This window comes from Dickeya zeae NCPPB 2538 (assembly GCF_000406165.1).
Taxonomy (GTDB): Bacteria; Pseudomonadota; Gammaproteobacteria; order Enterobacterales; family Enterobacteriaceae; genus Dickeya; species Dickeya zeae.
Genome location: NZ_CM001977.1, coordinates 692,040 through 708,321, shown reverse-complemented (window position 1 = coordinate 708,321; position 16,282 = coordinate 692,040). Strand labels below are relative to the sequence as shown.

Sequence of the window (16,282 nt, the reverse complement as noted above, 5' to 3'; positions counted from 1 at the left end):
TAGCAGTACATCGCTTACCTAAGCAGCAAGACGTAATAGCAAGAGGAAAGGGCTTAAAGGGACAGAAGAGAAAGGACTTGGAGCGGGCGAAGGGAATCGAACCCTCGTATAGAGCTTGGGAAGCTCTCGTTCTACCATTGAACTACGCCCGCGTAGAAAGTGACTGGCATTATAGCGTCATCTCTCTGGCGGGCAAGATAAAACACGGTTTGATTGCGCGTGTTTTGAGCGGTCGATTCACACCGCTGTCACCAGCAGCGTTTGGTAACCGTTGACGATCACCTGCACGGCAAACACCGCGAATAACACTGCCGATACCGCACTGCAGTAAAACGACAGCCTGCCTTTTAACGCACCACGCCCGTACTTGATTAAGACCGCCATAAACAGCGTCCAGAGTATGCCGCCAATGAAGAATCCCGCCAGAAACAGCGTAATTTGTCTGGCAGAACCATCCGTCGCCTGGGCAATCAACGTCCCACCCACAGCAGCAAACCACAGTAATGCGCTGGGTGACGCCAGTGCCATTCCCATTCCGCTGATAAAATGGCGGCGCGCGGGGGCAGATGCACCAGATGAAGGCTCGCTCACGGTTTCAATAGCCAAACCACGGTGCTGGCGATAGTCGCGCCAGGCGCTACGTGCCATGTTGAATGACAGCCACAACAGTACACCGCCACCACCAATCCACAACAGCCACCGTACTGGGGTGTAGTTAAAGATCACCGCCATCCCTAACACCGACAGGGTCGCATAGAGCAAATCACCAAAGCAGGATCCCAGCCCAATAAAGAACGCCGCGCCTGCGCCGTCCCGAATACCACGATTAATAATGGCAGTGTTGACGATGCCCAAATCCAGACACAGCGACAGCGACAGTAACAACCCACTCAACATCACCAGTAACATATATCCCTCTTCTTATTCTCTTCACTCTGTCTCATGCTGGGCCGATGAATCCACTTTCCTGCGAGCCTTACCGGCAAGACGGCTATGCCGATACAGCGAGATAAATGCGCTACGGCAATGCCGCATCAGGACAAACGACAGTAGCATTCCCCCCACGCCAACGGCAAGGCGAGCCTGTCAGATGATAATGCGCGTAAAAGAGGGAAACACGGGGAGATAAAAAAACGGCTCGTCTGCCTGCTGGCAAACGAGCCGGGATAGAGCGGTGAGGCTTATTTCTGCGGACGCATCGCCGGGAACAGGATCACGTCGCGAATGGTGTGACTGTTGGTAAACAGCATCACCATACGGTCGATACCAATACCCAGACCCGCCGTCGGCGGCAAACCATGCTCCAAAGCGGTAACATAGTCTTCGTCGTAGAACATCGCTTCGTCGTCACCGGCATCTTTCGCCGCAACCTGATCCTGGAAGCGTTGAGCCTGATCTTCTGCGTCGTTCAGCTCGGAGAAACCGTTGCCGATCTCACGTCCGCCGATGAAGAACTCGAAGCGGTCGGTGATTTCCGGGTTCTGGTCGTTGCGACGTGCCAATGGCGACACTTCAGCCGGGTATTCGGTGATGAACGTCGGCTGGATCAGATGGGCTTCCGCCACTTCTTCGAAGATCTCGGTGACGAGACGGCCCAGGCCCCAGCTCTTCTCTACCTTGATGCCGATAGATTCCGCGATGGCTTTTGCCGCGTCGAAGCTATCCAGATCCGCCAGGTTGGTTTCCGGACGGTATTTCTTGATGGCTTCACGCATGGTCAGCTTCTCGAACGGCTTACCGAAATCAAACACCTGGTCGCCATACGGCACCTCGGTGGTGCCCAGAACGTTCTGCGCCAACGTGCGGAACAGTGATTCGGTCAGTTCGATCAGGTCTTTATAGTCCGCATACGCCATGTAGAGTTCCATCATGGTGAACTCAGGGTTATGACGCGGCGACACACCTTCGTTACGGAAGTTACGGTTGATCTCGAATACACGTTCAAAACCACCGACCACCAGACGCTTCAGGTACAGCTCTGGCGCGATACGCAGATACATGTCGATATCCAGCGCATTGTGATGGGTAATGAACGGACGAGCAGACGCCCCGCCGGGGATCACCTGCATCATCGGCGTTTCGACTTCCATAAAATCACGACCGACCATGAACTGGCGAATACCCGCCAGAATCTGCGAACGCACACGGAAAGTGTGGCGAGATTCGTCGTTGGCGATCAGGTCCAGATAGCGCTGACGGTAACGAGTTTCCTGATCCGCCAGGCCGTGGAACTTATCCGGCAACGGGCGCAACGCTTTGGTCAGCAAACGCAGTTCGGTACAGTGGATAGACAGCTCACCAGTCTTGGTTTTAAACAGCTTGCCGCGTGCGCCAAGGATGTCGCCAAGGTCCCACTTCTTGAACTGCTCGTTGTAGACGCCTTCCGGCAGGTCATCACGCGCCACATACAACTGAATACGGCCGCCGACATCCTGCAAGGTCACAAACGACGCCTTACCCATGATACGGCGGGTCATCATACGACCAGCAACCGTCACTTCCAGACCCAGTGCTTCCAGCTCTTCGTTCTCTTTTTCGTCATAGCTGGCGTGCAGTTGATCAGCGGTGCTGTCACGGCGGAAATCGTTCGGAAAAGCGATGCCGGTCTCACGCAACGCCGCCAGCTTCTCACGGCGGGTTCTGAGTTCGTTGTTAAGATCCAGCGCCTGCTCGGCACCCTGATTTTGTGGTTCAGACATGAGATTCCTTATAACCCCGCTTTTAAACTTGCTTCGATAAACTTGTCCAGATCACCATCCAGCACCGACTGGGTATTACGAGTTTCTACCCCAGTACGCAGATCTTTAATGCGGGAATCGTCCAGTACATAAGAACGAATCTGGCTACCCCAGCCGATATCGGACTTATTGTCTTCCAACGCCTGCTTCTCAGCGTTCTTCTTCTGCATTTCGAACTCATACAGCTTGGCTTTCAGCTGTTTCATCGCCTGATCTTTGTTCTTATGCTGAGAGCGATCGTTCTGGCACTGCGTCACGATATTGGTCGGGATGTGAGTAATACGCACCGCGGATTCAGTACGGTTAACGTGCTGACCACCCGCACCAGAAGCACGATACACATCGATACGCAGGTCGGCAGGATTGATCTCGATATCAATATCGTCATCGACTTCCGGGTACACGAAAGCGGAACTGAACGACGTATGGCGGCGGCCGCCCGAGTCAAACGGACTCTTACGCACCAGACGGTGTACGCCGGTTTCGGTACGCAGCCAGCCAAACGCATAGTCGCCCATAATCTTGATAGTGGCAGACTTGATGCCAGCGACTTCGCCTTCAGACTCTTCAATGATTTCGGTTTTGAAGCCTTTGCTTTCCGCCCAGCGCAAATACATACGCAGCAGCATGCTGGCCCAATCCTGCGCTTCGGTGCCACCGGAACCGGCCTGCAAATCGAGGTAACAATCAGCGCTGTCGTACTCGCCGGAGAACATACGGCGGAATTCCAGCTGACCCAGCTTGTCTTCCAGTAGATCCAGCTCAGCGATGGCTTCGTTAAAGGTTTCGTCGTCGTCAGCTTCCACCGCCAGTTCCAGCAGGCCGGCGACATCGTCCAGCCCCTGAACCATCTGATCAATGGTGTCGACAATCATTTCCAGGGAGGAACGCTCTTTCCCCAGCGCCTGCGCGCGTTCAGGTTCGTTCCAAACGTCGGGCTGTTCCAGCTCGGCGTTTACCTCTTCCAGACGCTCTTTCTTGGCGTCATAGTCAAAGATACCCCCTCAGAACGGCTGTCCGGTCAGACAGGTCCTGAATGCGGTTTTTTACCGGATTGATTTCAAACATGGTCGTAAGATCTTAATAGTTGTTTGTCGATGACAGAATGCATGTAAACCGCGAATTGTAGCGGATCCACGCCGTGGTTTATAGCTTTTTACCGATTTTAGCGGGATGTCCCGGCGGATGAAAAGAAAACGCCGGGAAAACCCGGCGTCGATTTCAGCGTCTGTACGCTACAGTGGCCACAGGTGCTCGATCAGCAGTTGTACCGAGCGTTTGCCGCGGAATTCGTTAACGTCCAGTTTATAAGCCAGTTCGACTTCACGCACGCTGCTGTCAGGCCACAGCACGGTATCCACGTTAAACACGATACCATCCAACAGTGGGCCGCCACCCAGAGGCTCCACCATGACCTTGAGATGGCGTTCACCAACCAGCCGCTGTTGCAACAGGCGAAAACGGCCGTCGAAAAGTGGCTCAGGAAAAGCCTGCCCCCACGGCCCGGCCTCACGCAACATCTCGGCGGTGCCAAGCGACAACTCAGGCACGGCTAATTCGCCATCTGACCACACCACGCCTTCCAGTTGTGAAGCATCCAGCCACTCGCCAACCAGATCGGCAAAACGCTGGCGAAACTCGTCAAAGCGATCTTCGACCAGTGACAGCCCTGCCGCCATCGCATGACCGCCAAACTTCAGCATCAGGCCAGGATAACAGGTATCCAGTCGCTCCAGCGCGTCACGCAAGTGCAACCCGGCGATAGAGCGCCCGGAGCCTTTCAGAATGCCGTCGCCTGCCGGTGCAAACGCAATCACCGGGCGGTGAAAACGCTCTTTGATGCGCGACGCCAGAATGCCCACCACGCCCTGATGCCAATCCGGGTGGTACATCGCCAGCCCCAGCGGCAACGTATCACGGCTACGCTCCAGTTGTTCGCACAACTGCAACGCTTCTACCTGCATCCCCGCTTCAATCTCACGGCGACTTTGGTTGAGCGCATCCAGATCGCTGGCCAGCATCCGCGCCTGCACAATGTCATGGCACAACAACAGCTCAACCCCGACGGACATATCGTCCAGTCGACCGGCAGCATTCAGGCGCGGCCCGAGCGCAAAGCCCAAATCAGTGGCGACCAGTTGGGCAGCATCGCGGTTAGAGACTTCCAGCAAGGCGCGGATCCCCGGCCGACATTTCCCGGCCCGGATGCGGCTCAGTCCCTGTGCGACCAGAATACGGTTATTGGCGTCCAGCGGTACCACATCCGCCACCGTCCCCAACGCCACCAAATCCAGCAATTCCGCCAGATTAGGCTCGGCCAGCCCGCGTTCAGTAAACCAGCCAGACTCACGCAGGCGAGCCCGCAACGCCATCATCAGGTAGAACGCCACGCCCACGCCGGCTAACGCCTTCGACGGAAACGCACAATCCACCAGATTAGGATTCACCATCGCCTCTGCCGCTGGCAGGGTGTCCCCCGGCAAATGGTGGTCAGTCACTACCACCTCGATACCTCGCAGGTGCGCATCATCCACCCCAGCGTGGGACGAAATGCCGTTATCAACGGTAACGATCAACTCCGCCCCTTTGGCAGCCGCCTGAGCGACCACTTCGGGACTGAGCCCATACCCATCTTCGAAGCGGTTGGGCACCAGATACTGAACCTCTCGTCCTCCCATACTACGCAGCGCCAGCACCGTCAGCGCGGTACTGGTGGCACCGTCAGCGTCAAAATCACCGACAATCACAATGCGGCGCTCTTCCGCCAGCGCCCGACACAACACGTCGACGGCCTGAGCAATACCGCTCAGCAGACGATAATCCAGCAGCCCGCGCAGACTGCGCTCCAGTTCCTGCGCCTGTCTCACACCGCGCTGGGCGTATAAACGACGTAATAATGCCGGGAGGGAGTCAGGTAACTCCGTCTCCGTCACCGGGCGGCGACGGAGTTGGGTAACAACATTCACGCTTGATTAACCACTCGATTCAATTAGCCGCCTGATTTCAGCGAGGCTTTGTGCGCTTCCAGCATAGCCATCATTTCTTTAGGCGGCTGATACCCCGGCACCACCGTGCCGTCACTCAATACGACAGCCGGTGTCCCCTGCACGCCAAACAGCACACCCAGTTGGTAGTGCGCGCCGATATCCGTTTTACAGGTCGCCGGCGAGACATCATCCCCTTTCATGGCCGCATCAAACGCCTTGTTGCGATCCGCGACGCACCAGATGGATTGCATGTCTTTCGCTGCCTGAGAATTCATACCCTGGCGAGGGAAAGCCAGATAACGCACGGTAATACCCAGCGCGTTGTAATCTTTGATCTGCTCATGCAGTTTGTGGCAGTAGCCGCAGGTGATATCGGTAAACACGGTGATGACGTGTTTCTCCTGTGGTGCCTTATAAACGATCATCTGGTCTTTCAGGGCATTCAGACGATCATTCAAAATATGATTGGTGACATTTACCGGATCCTTACCGCTGACGTCATACAGTGGCCCCTGCAACAGGTGTTTACCGTCGTCGGTGATGTAAAGCACGCCATTCTCCGTCAGCAGGGTTTTCATCCCGCTGATGGGAGAATCTTTCACTTCTGCGTTCTGTATTCCCAAACGGTTCAGCGTCTGCTTAATCGCGGCGTCATCCGCGTGTGCCATGTTGCCGAAAGCCAGCGTCAGCAACGAAAGGAGTATTACACGTTTTTTCATGGAGTTATCCTGTTCTCAGGGCGCAAGCGCCGCGCTTATCCATTATAGGCGGAAACCGCCATTATCATCCTATCGACCCAGAGGCATCACGCCCGGGGATGGTGCTGTTGATGCAGTTGTTTCAACCGCTCCGTCGCAACGTGGGTATAAATCTGCGTGGTGGAAAGATCGCTGTGGCCCAACAACATCTGCACCACTCGCAAATCCGCACCGTGATTCAGCAGGTGGGTTGCAAAGGCATGACGCAAAACATGCGGAGAAAGTTTATTGCTGTCAATAGATGCCAGTGTCGCATAGTGCTTGATACGGTGCCAGAACGTCTGGCGCGTCATCTGCTGGGCACGGTTACTCGGAAACAGCACATCCAGCGTCTGCCCGTTTAGCAACCAGGGACGACTGTACTCCAGATACTGCTCCAGCCAGTACACCGCCTCTTCCCCCAGCGGCACCAGTCGCTCCTTGTTGCCTTTCCCCACGACGCGCACCACCCCCTGGCGCAGACTGACATCGCTCATCGTCAGCCCCACCAGTTCCGATACACGCAGGCCAGTCGCGTACAGCAGTTCCAGCATCGCCTTATCCCGCAGTTCGATCGGCTGATCGGTAACCGGTGCCGCCAGCAGCGCTTCTACCTGTGCTTCAGTGAGATCCTTCGGTAATCGCTGCGGCAGTTTAGGGGAAGACAACGGCGCACTCGGGTCATCTGCTCGTTGCTTTTCCCGGTACAGATACTGAAACAAGCGCCGCATTGCGCTCAGCAAACGCGCTGAACTGGTGGCCTTGTAACCGCCCTCCAGTCGCTCAGCCAGAAAATCCTGCAGATCAGACGGCTGCGCCTCCAGCAGATGACGGTCATGGTGCGCCAGCCACTCCGCCAGCGAGGACAGATCATTGCGATAGGACGACAACGTATTTTCCGCCAGGTTGCGCTCCAGCCACAAGGCATCCAGAAACTGCTCGATTAAGGCCTGATCCTGTTTCTGCATTACTCTCTCCTGCCATGCCGCAGACCATACTCTCCCGCCATTATGCCTGACAGAGTATGTTCGGGGTACAATTCGGTAATCATTCTCAACTTCATCACATCCTGTGGCAAAACGAAGCATGAAAGGGATTATATTTTCTTATTGATGCAGATCACGGAATGCTGTTACCACAAGGCTTGACTTCAGCCGCCGCAGTGGTTTGAAAAGAACTTTTTTCTATGCATAGAATGCGCGTCCGTGTGTTACAAAAAAGCAAAAAAATTATGCAAGCCTCCATCTCATCCACTATTGATACTCAAGCACCAGAAGCGCCAGTCAACTCGCGCAATAAGGTGGTGGTCGCCTCGTTGATCGGTACCGCCATCGAATTCTTTGATTTTTACATTTATGCTACCGCTGCCGTGCTGATATTTCCGCACATCTTTTTCCCGCAGGGGGATGCGACCGCCGCTACGCTACAATCGCTGGCGACCTTCGCCATCGCATTTGTTGCCCGGCCTATCGGTTCTGCGCTATTCGGTCACTTTGGTGATCGTGTCGGGCGTAAAGTGACGCTGGTCGCCTCGCTGCTGACCATGGGGATCTCCACCGTCTTAATCGGCTTGCTGCCGAGCTATGAAACCATCGGCGTTATGGCACCACTGCTGCTGGCGCTGGCCCGTTTCGGTCAGGGGCTGGGCCTCGGTGGCGAATGGGGCGGCGCGGCGCTGCTGGCAACCGAAAACGCGCCGGCGCACAAACGTGCGTTGTACGGCTCATTCCCACAGTTGGGTGCGCCCATCGGCTTCTTCTTCGCTAACGGTACTTTCCTGCTGCTGTCCTGGATGCTCACTAACGAGCAGTTCATGAGTTGGGGATGGCGTGTGCCGTTCATCGCGTCAGCAGTTCTGGTGATTATCGGCCTGTATGTGCGGGTGTCTTTGCACGAAACACCGGTGTTCGCCAAAGTTGCTAAAGAAGGGAAACAGGTACGTGTACCCTTGGGTACCCTGCTGAGCAAGCATGTGAAAGCCACCGTTTTGGGCACCTTCATTATGCTGGCAACGTATACCCTGTTTTACATCATGACCGTCTACTCCATGACCTACGGCACCACCCCAGCACCGGCCGGGCTTGGCATTCCACGTAATAACTTCCTATGGATGCTGATGATAGCGGTGATTGGTTTTGGTCTGATGATCCCGGTGGCAGGCTATCTGGCTGACATCGTCGGTCGTCGCAAGACCATGATCACCGTAACCTGCATTATGCTGGTCTTCGCGATGGCGTTCCCGTCGCTGCTGGGCTCTGGTAACCAGATGCTGATTATGGCCTTTCTGGTCTGCGGCCTGAGCCTGATGGGGCTGACCTTCGGCCCGATGGGTGCGCTGTTGCCAGAGCTGTTCCCCACTGAAGTGCGTTATACCGGTGCCTCGTTTTCCTACAATGTGTCCTCGATTCTGGGGGCATCCGTAGCGCCGTATATCGCCGCCTGGCTGACCAGCCATTATGGGCTGTTCTATGTCGGTGTTTACCTCGCCGCCATGGCCTCGCTGACGCTGATTGCACTGCTGCTGACAAAAGAAACCCGTCACCAGTCTCTCGGTTAAGTCTTACAGGGATGAAGGCGTTGCTTTCATCCCTGTTTTCACTCTGTTGTCGTCCCTGCTTTCTTGCTTACCGTCCTCTCATCTTCCGCCCCACCCTGTACGCTCCCCGGTTATTCCGTTAGGCTAAGCGCACAGCAATATCGCCTTTTATTGATGCAATCACGATCAGACAGCTTATGAAGATAGGACTTTTTTACGGCACCAGCACCTGCTACACCGAAATGGCAGCAGAGAAAATCCGCGACATTCTGGGTGAGGAACTGGTTGACCTGCATAACGTGAAAGACGTTGCGCCGCAGGAGATGGAAAACTACGAGATGCTGATCCTTGGCATCCCCACCTGGGACTTTGGTGAGATACAGGAAGACTGGGAAGCCATCTGGGCGCAATTGCCAACATTGAATCTGAAGGAAAAAATTGTCGCGCTCTACGGTATGGGTGACCAGTTAGGGTATGGCGAATGGTTTTTGGATGCGCTCGGCATGTTGCATGACCAGCTCAAACCATTAGGTGTGCGCTTCATTGGCTACTGGCCAACGGCGGGTTACGATTTCACCAGCCCCAAACCCGTCACCGAAGACGGTAAGCATTTCGTCGGCCTGGCGCTGGATGAGGTAAATCAGTACGACATGAGCGATGATCGTCTTCAGCAATGGTGCGAACAAATCCTGCTGGAAATGGCAGAGTTACTTTGACACGCTGTCGCGTTATTTGATGTCATCAGGCCAGATGAGCATTCAGGCGTGTCTGGCACGCCTGAATCGCACGAATACCGTTCGCCCGTTAATGATGGCGGGAAGATTCCGTTCCATGCAGCGCAGGCTGCTGCAGCTGTTGACGTAACAGCCGCCATTCCTCACTCCCCATACTGTCTGATGCCAGCCACAAACGCTGTTGCCCTTTACCATCCACCGCACGTAGCGATAACAATACGCCGTTGCGCATGAACCACGGTCGCCGGATAATCTGCCAGTCACGTTGCTGCCAGTGCAGTTGGTTATCGCCACGCAGGGAAATCTCCCCCTGGCGCGATTTGATGCTTCGCTGGCTACGCACAAAGTCAAACACGACCAGCGTCACTAACCCGAGCCACAGCGGCGCGTAGCCGTCCGGCCAGGGAGCCAGCAGGATCATCAGCATCAGAAATCCGTGCGTTAGCAGCGAAAACAACTGCATGCGCCAGGATACGCGTAAATCACATTGCCACTGGGCCACGATCTTTATTTCGCGTCTGAATAAGGGAAACCATCCGCTTCAAACCGGGATCACCCGGCTCGCCGTGGTTCATCAACCAATTAAACAAGTCAGGATCGTCACACTGCAGCAGACGAATAAACTGCTGCTTGTCGTCGTCGCTCAGCGTATCGTACTCATGCTCGAAAAACGGCATGATAGAGATGTCCAGTTCGCGCATTCCACGCCTGCACGCCCAGTGAATACGTGCTTTGTTATTGATGTCCATGCTCATGTCGCCTACTTCTCTGTTCTGTCTGGTTATCCGTGCGGGTCGATAACGACCGCCAGTGTAATGCTATTCTACCTGATGCCCTTCAACCAATAGTAACACTTTGACATATTTTCGCGTATTAGCGCCTGTACTATTTTACCGATACCTTGTGTATCGCACGATTCGCGCCATTTTGCTGATTCATGTTACCAGACGCGCTAATCAGCGACCGGATGACAGAACACAGCCTAAACTGCTTGCAAACCGTTGTCGCTCTTTTACCATTGGATGATTCGCTGACATTACGCATCGCAGGATTGTAATATGGCTCATCCGTTTACCGAACAACCGCTGTTTTCTTCTGCTCAACTCCCCGCCACCCTGATGTCGATGGACGACTGGGCGCTGGTTACCCTCACCGGGCCTGACACCGTCAAATACCTTCAGGGGCAGCTCACGGCTGACGTTAATGCGTTGCAGGCCGCTGAGCAGGTACTGTGCGCTCACTGTGACGCCAAGGGAAAAATGTGGAGCACGCTACACTTATTCCATTATGGCGATGGACTGGCTTATCTGGCGCGCCGTAGTGTACGCGATTCTCAACTGGCAGAGCTGAAAAAATACGCGGTGTTCTCCAAAACCACGCTCACCGCTGACGATAGCGTGGTATTGCTGGGTGCCGCTGGCGACAACATCCGTAGTCATCTGGCCCCGCTGTTCGATACCCTGCCCGATGCCGATAACGCCGTCGTACACCACCCCGGCGCAACGCTGGTGCACCTGTCACAGCCTGCCGAGCGTTTCGTACTGGTGCTGGATGCACAACGTGCCGCTGCGGTTATCGACGCACTGCAAGCGCAGATCACGCTCAATGATAGCCGCCAGTGGCTGGCGCTGGAGATAGCAGCGGGCCGCCCCGTCATTGACAGCGCCAACAGTGCGCAGTTCATTCCGCAGGCCACCAATTTACAAGCGCTGCAAGGTATTAGCTTCACCAAAGGATGCTATGCCGGTCAGGAAATGGTCGCCCGAGCCAAATACCGCGGTGCCAATAAACGCGCACTGTACTGGCTGGCAGGCTCTGGCGCACAGACACCTGCGGTGGGTGATGAGCTGGAACTGAAACTGGGTGATAACTGGCGGCGCACCGGTACGGTATTGGCGAGCAGCCAGTTGCATGACGGCACGCTATGGGTTCAGGCAGTATTAAATAACGATCTGGACGCAGACAGCGTACTGCGGGTTCGTGACGATAGCAGCAGCCAGCTTGCGATTCAGCCGCTGCCCTATTCTCTCGCAGAATAACCGATGTGGTAAAAAACCTCAGGGAGCCACCGCTCCCTGAGATTATCAACTCACCGCACTCACTGCGCCGTTACCCCACATACAGGTAAATGGCCAGAAAATGGCATACGCTGCCGCCCAACACAAACCCATGCCAGATAGCGTGATTGAACGGAATCCGCTTGCAGACATAAAACACCACGCCCAGCGTATATATCGCGCCTCCTATCGCCAGCAGCGTCACACCGCCGATGGACAGCTTCATCGCCAGTTGGTACACCACAATCAGCGATAGCCATCCCATCACCAGGTACGTAATCAGTGACAACACTTCGAAACGGTGTGCAAACGCCAGTTTGAAAATGACACCCAGTAGCGCCAGACTCCAGATGGCGATCATCAATCCTCGTGCCAGCGGTGAATCCAGCCCCACCAACAGAAACGGGGTATAGGTTCCGGCAATCAGCAGATAGATGGCGCAATGGTCAAATATCTTTAGCCAGCGTTTTGCGCGTTGATGCGGAATGGCGTGATACAGCGTGGATGCAAGAAATAATAAGATAAGGCTACCGCCATAGAGACTGTAGCTGGTAATGGCCAAAGACGTGGCACCGTTGTTCACTGCCTGTACCAGCAGCAACACCAGCCCGACTATCCCAAACACACAACCAATTCCATGGCTAATGCTGTTGGCGATTTCTTCCGCCAGCGTATACCCGGGTTCCCCCACATTTTTCTTCATGCCAACCTCTTGTCCCATACCTACCTCACTCTGTGTAACTGCGACACACAGACTGTCGCGCCGAGCAAGTTTTGAGCAGATTAACTGAGAACAATTCCAGTGTACACCTGTACGCTAAAATAAAAATCCGTTGCATCGGGGGGATATTCTTGCATGTTCATCGCCCCCTATATCTCCTACAATGACCTCTCTTTATTACAGGAGGTTAACGGATGTCGTCTGCTTTACCCGTACTGGATTTCGGCCCCATGACCGATGTCGTCAAATTTCTGATGGAAATCGACAAACTCAAGAGTGTTCAGCGCCGTTCCAAGGTAATCGGCACTGACCGTCAGGAAGACTCCGCAGAACACAGCTGGCATTTTGCCGTCGCCGTGATGAGCCTGGCGCCGTATGCCGATGACACTATCGATCTCACTCGCGTACTCAAAATGGCGTTGATTCATGACATCGTAGAGATTGATGCCGGTGACGTACTGGTTTACGACCTCAAAGCCCGCGAAGCTATTCAGCAGCAGGAACAGGCAGCCGCCACACGTATTTTTGGTCTGCTACCGCAACCGCAGCATGACCAGTTTCTGGCGCTCTGGCACGAATACGAAGCCGGTGACAGTGCAGAAGCTCGCTTTGCCTTGATGATCGACCGCGTTATGCCCGTACTGATGAACCTGCACAATGGCGGGCAGAGCTGGGTAGAACACGGCATTCGACTGGAACAGGTGTTGAGCCGTAACGATTTTATTCAGGATATTAATCCGGCGCTGTGGGGTTATCTGAAGCAGCATCTGGAAGATGCGCAGGCGAAAGGCTGGCTGAAGTAATCTGCCGCTGGTGCTAAGAGTCGGCACAAAGAAAAACGGGAGGCTCATGCCTCCCGGTTATTCACAACAAGCGTTGCGTTTACTGATACTCACTCATCGGCACGCAAGAACAGAACAGGTTACGGTCACCGTAGACGTCATCCAGACGTTTTACCGCAGGCCAGTACTTGTGGGTCTGCCCGGCCGGGAATACCGCCAGTTCACGGCTGTACGGATGTGACCAGTCGGCCGCCAGTTCGGTCTGGGTATGCGGTGCGTTCACCAGTGGGTTATCGTCATGCGGCCATTCACCGGCGGCAACACGGTCTACCTCCGCGCGAATCGCCAGCATCGCGTCGATAAAGCGGTCCAGCTCTACTTTGCTTTCTGACTCGGTCGGCTCGATCATCAGTGTACCCGCGACCGGGAACGACATCGTCGGTGCATGGAATCCATAGTCAATCAAACGTTTGGCGATATCCATCTCGCTGATGCCAGTGCTGTCTTTCAGCGGCCGAATGTCCAGAATGCACTCATGCGCTACGCGACCATCACGGCCGGTGTACAACACCGGGTAGGCGTCTTTCAGGCGCGTCGCCACATAGTTAGCGTTCAAAATCGCCATCTGGCTGGCCTGCTTCAGCCCCTCAGCGCCCATCATACGGATATACATCCAACTGATCGGCAGGATAGAGGCGCTACCGAACGGCGCAGCGGAAACCGCCCCTTGACGGGTCAGCACGCCGTCCATTTCCACCACCTGATGGCCCGGCACGAACGGTGCCAGATGCGCTTTCACGCCGATAGGCCCCATGCCCGGGCCACCACCGCCGTGGGGAATGCAGAAGGTCTTGTGCAGGTTAAGGTGCGACACGTCCGCGCCGATGTAACCTGGCGAGGTAATCCCCACCTGCGCGTTCATGTTGGCACCATCCAGATACACCTGACCGCCGTACTGGTGGACAATCTGGCACACTTCACGGATGGTTTCTTCATACACGCCGTGGGTAGACGGGTACGTCACCATGATGCAGGAGAGCTTATCCCCCGCCTGCTGCGCTTTTTCCCGCAGGTCGTGCAGGTCGATGTTCCCCTGTTTATCACAGGCCACCACCACCACCTGCATCCCCGCCATCTGTGCGGAAGCCGGGTTGGTGCCGTGGGCGGAACTCGGGATCAGACACAGAGTACGCTCGCCTTCGTTACGGCTTTCATGATAACGACGGATAGCCAGCAAACCGGCGTATTCGCCCTGCGCACCGGAGTTGGGCTGCATACACACCGCGTCATAACCGGTCAGTTGCACCAGCCACTCGGACAACTGTGTGATCAACTGACGATACCCCAGCGCCTGTTCAGTGGGGCAGAACGGGTGCAGCTCAGCAAATTCCGGCCAGGTGATCGGCAGCATTTCTGCCACCGCGTTGAGTTTCATGGTGCAGGAACCGAGCGGGATCATCGCCTGATTCAGCGCCAGGTCCTTGCTTTCCAGACGGTGCAGATAACGCATCATCTCGGTTTCACTGTGGTATTGATTGAACACCGGGTGAGTCAGGATGTCGTCACTGCGCAACAAGGCTGGGGGTATCGACGCCGACTGCCCGCTGACCGCCGCATCCAGCGTGTCGATGTCCAGACCATGCGCGTCACCCAGCAAGACAGCGAACAGCGCCAGAACGTCATCACGACCAGTGGTTTCATCCAATGCGATGCCAACCGCACCATCCAGATCGGCGCGCAGGTTGATACCGGCGCTCACCGCACGCTCCAGTACGGCCGCTTTATCCGCGACCTCAACGGTCAGAGTATCGAACCAGTGTTGATGACGCAGCGTCAGACCGCGCGCCGTCAAACCGGCGGCCAAAATATCGGTCAAACGATGGATACGCCCGGCAATGCGTTTCAGCCCCTGCGGACCGTGATACACCGCGTACATCCCGGCAATGTTGGCCAGCAGCACCTGAGAGGTACAGATATTGGAGTTGGCTTTTTTCCCGGCGGATATGTTGTTCACGAGTCTGCATTGCCATACGCAGCGCGGTGTTACCGGCCGCATCGCGGGAAACACCGATAATACGGCCCGGCATCGCACGTTTGTATTCATCACGACAGGCGAAAAATGCCGCGTGCGGACCGCCGTACCCCATCGGCACGCCAAAACGTTGGGCAGAGCCCAACACAATGTCCGCGCCCTGTTTGCCGGGTGCCGCCAGCAGCACCAGCGCTATCATGTCCGACACCACACTGATGATGACTTTCCGCTCTTTCAGTTCGGTCATCAACGCACGATAGTCGTGCAACTCGCCGGTGGTGCCTGTCTGTTGCAACAACACGCCGAACACGTCGTCGTATTTCACCGCGTCAGCGGCGTTGCCGGTCACTATCTCAAAACCAAAGGTCTGAGCACGGGTACGCACCACATCCAGCGTCTGTGGGTGAACATCGTCGGCGACAAAGAAACGATTGGCCTGCTTGAGCTTGCTAACACGTTTAGCCATCGCCATCGCTTCCGCAGCGGCGGTCGCTTCATCCAGTAACGAGGCGGAAGCCAGCTCCAGCCCGGTCAGGTCCTGTGTCAATTGCTGGAAATTCAACAACGCTTCCAGACGCCCCTGCGATACTTCCGGCTGGTACGGCGTATACGCGGTATACCAACCTGGGTTTTCCAGTACATTGCGCAAAATCACCGGCGGCGTCAGCACGGCGTGATACCCCATGCCGATATAGCTCTTATAACGCTGGTTGCGGCTGGCGATGGCTTTGAGTTCAGCGAGCGCCTGATATTCGGTGGCGGCGTCGCCCACCGCTGGTGGCTGAGGTAACTGGATATCAGCAGGTACGATGTGACGGATAAGTTCGTCCAGCGAAGCCGCACCAATGGCGGTCAGCATCTGCTGTTGCTGAGTCGCTGATGGGCCGATGTGGCGCTCGGTGAACGCACTGCCGTGTTCGAGTTGACTGAGAGTCTGGGTCATGTGGGGGAATTTCCT

13 protein-coding genes, 1 tRNA gene and 1 pseudogene are annotated in these 16,282 nt (G+C 55.5%); 4 read left to right on the top strand and 11 right to left on the bottom strand.

Translation table 11 applies throughout. The annotated features are described in order from the left end of the window. Positions 1–78: 78 nt before the first annotated feature. From DZE2538_RS03255 to xerD, 7 genes are all read right to left on the bottom strand, one after another. A tRNA-Gly gene (locus DZE2538_RS03255) sits at positions 79–152 on the bottom strand. A gap of 85 nt (positions 153–237) precedes the next feature. Next, on the bottom strand, positions 238–909 hold the full coding sequence (locus DZE2538_RS03250; protein ID WP_038915571.1) for a LysE family translocator: 672 nt from the start codon (positions 907–909) through the stop codon (positions 238–240). 272 nt (positions 910–1,181) lie between these two features. After that, positions 1,182–2,699: a lysine--tRNA ligase gene (lysS, locus tag DZE2538_RS03245; protein ID WP_016943583.1), complete on the bottom strand. Its 1,518-nt coding sequence runs from the start codon at positions 2,697–2,699 to the stop codon at positions 1,182–1,184. 8 nt (positions 2,700–2,707) lie between these two features. After that, positions 2,708–3,806 (bottom strand): peptide chain release factor 2 gene (gene prfB, locus DZE2538_RS03240; protein WP_152486115.1). Its coding sequence is split into 2 segments (ribosomal slippage): positions 2,708–3,730 and positions 3,732–3,806, totalling 1,098 coding nucleotides; the frame shifts between segments, so codons are not numbered across the junction. Positions 3,807–3,973: 167 nt separating this feature from the next. Continuing rightward, positions 3,974–5,704, bottom strand: coding sequence for a single-stranded-DNA-specific exonuclease RecJ (recJ, locus tag DZE2538_RS03235; protein ID WP_038915569.1), 1,731 nt, complete (start codon positions 5,702–5,704; stop codon positions 3,974–3,976). Positions 5,705–5,727: 23 nt separating this feature from the next. Then, entirely contained in the window at positions 5,728–6,444 is a 717-nt protein-coding gene (gene dsbC, locus DZE2538_RS03230) for a bifunctional protein-disulfide isomerase/oxidoreductase DsbC (RefSeq protein ID WP_019846265.1), read from the bottom strand. Positions 6,445–6,530: 86 nt separating this feature from the next. After that, positions 6,531–7,430, bottom strand: coding sequence for a site-specific tyrosine recombinase XerD (xerD, locus tag DZE2538_RS03225; protein ID WP_016943580.1), 900 nt, complete (start codon positions 7,428–7,430; stop codon positions 6,531–6,533). A gap of 263 nt (positions 7,431–7,693) precedes the next feature. Between xerD and DZE2538_RS03220 the strand changes: the two genes are divergently transcribed. Continuing rightward, the gene (locus DZE2538_RS03220) at positions 7,694–9,019 is read left to right on the top strand and encodes an MFS transporter (RefSeq protein ID WP_012883374.1); all 1,326 of its coding nucleotides are present in this window, start codon (positions 7,694–7,696) and stop codon (positions 9,017–9,019) included. 176 nt (positions 9,020–9,195) lie between these two features. Next, positions 9,196–9,714: a flavodoxin FldB gene (gene fldB / locus DZE2538_RS03215; RefSeq protein ID WP_038913161.1), complete on the top strand. Its 519-nt coding sequence runs from the start codon at positions 9,196–9,198 to the stop codon at positions 9,712–9,714. An 88-nt stretch (positions 9,715–9,802) separates the two neighbouring features. Here fldB and DZE2538_RS03210 read toward each other — a convergent pair whose 3' ends face one another. Both DZE2538_RS03210 and sdhE read right to left on the bottom strand, forming a co-directional pair. Beyond that, positions 9,803–10,234: a protein YgfX gene (locus DZE2538_RS03210; RefSeq protein WP_038915568.1), complete on the bottom strand. Its 432-nt coding sequence runs from the start codon at positions 10,232–10,234 to the stop codon at positions 9,803–9,805. Then, positions 10,215–10,481, bottom strand: coding sequence for an FAD assembly factor SdhE (gene sdhE, locus DZE2538_RS03205; protein ID WP_016943577.1), 267 nt, complete (start codon positions 10,479–10,481; stop codon positions 10,215–10,217). Before sdhE ends, DZE2538_RS03210 begins: the two co-directional genes overlap by 20 nt. Before the next feature lie 309 nt (positions 10,482–10,790). Here sdhE and ygfZ point away from each other — a divergent pair, with 309 nt between their 5' ends. After that, positions 10,791–11,771 carry a tRNA-modifying protein YgfZ gene (gene ygfZ / locus DZE2538_RS03200; RefSeq protein WP_038915567.1) on the top strand — a complete coding sequence of 327 codons (981 nt, stop codon included), beginning with the start codon at positions 10,791–10,793 and terminating at the stop codon, positions 11,769–11,771. A 70-nt stretch (positions 11,772–11,841) separates the two neighbouring features. On the opposite strand, the gene trhA is transcribed toward ygfZ, so the two are convergent. Continuing rightward, the gene (gene trhA, locus DZE2538_RS03195) at positions 11,842–12,492 is read right to left on the bottom strand and encodes a PAQR family membrane homeostasis protein TrhA (protein ID WP_038913159.1); all 651 of its coding nucleotides are present in this window, start codon (positions 12,490–12,492) and stop codon (positions 11,842–11,844) included. 212 nt (positions 12,493–12,704) lie between these two features. Between trhA and DZE2538_RS03190 the strand changes: the two genes are divergently transcribed. Beyond that, on the top strand, positions 12,705–13,313 hold the full coding sequence (locus DZE2538_RS03190; RefSeq protein WP_019846260.1) for an HD domain-containing protein: 609 nt from the start codon (positions 12,705–12,707) through the stop codon (positions 13,311–13,313). A 79-nt stretch (positions 13,314–13,392) separates the two neighbouring features. On the opposite strand, the pseudogene gcvP reads toward DZE2538_RS03190, so the two are convergent. Beyond that, positions 13,393–16,267 (bottom strand): annotated as a pseudogene (gcvP, locus tag DZE2538_RS03185) (aminomethyl-transferring glycine dehydrogenase). Positions 16,268–16,282: the final 15 nt, after the last annotated feature.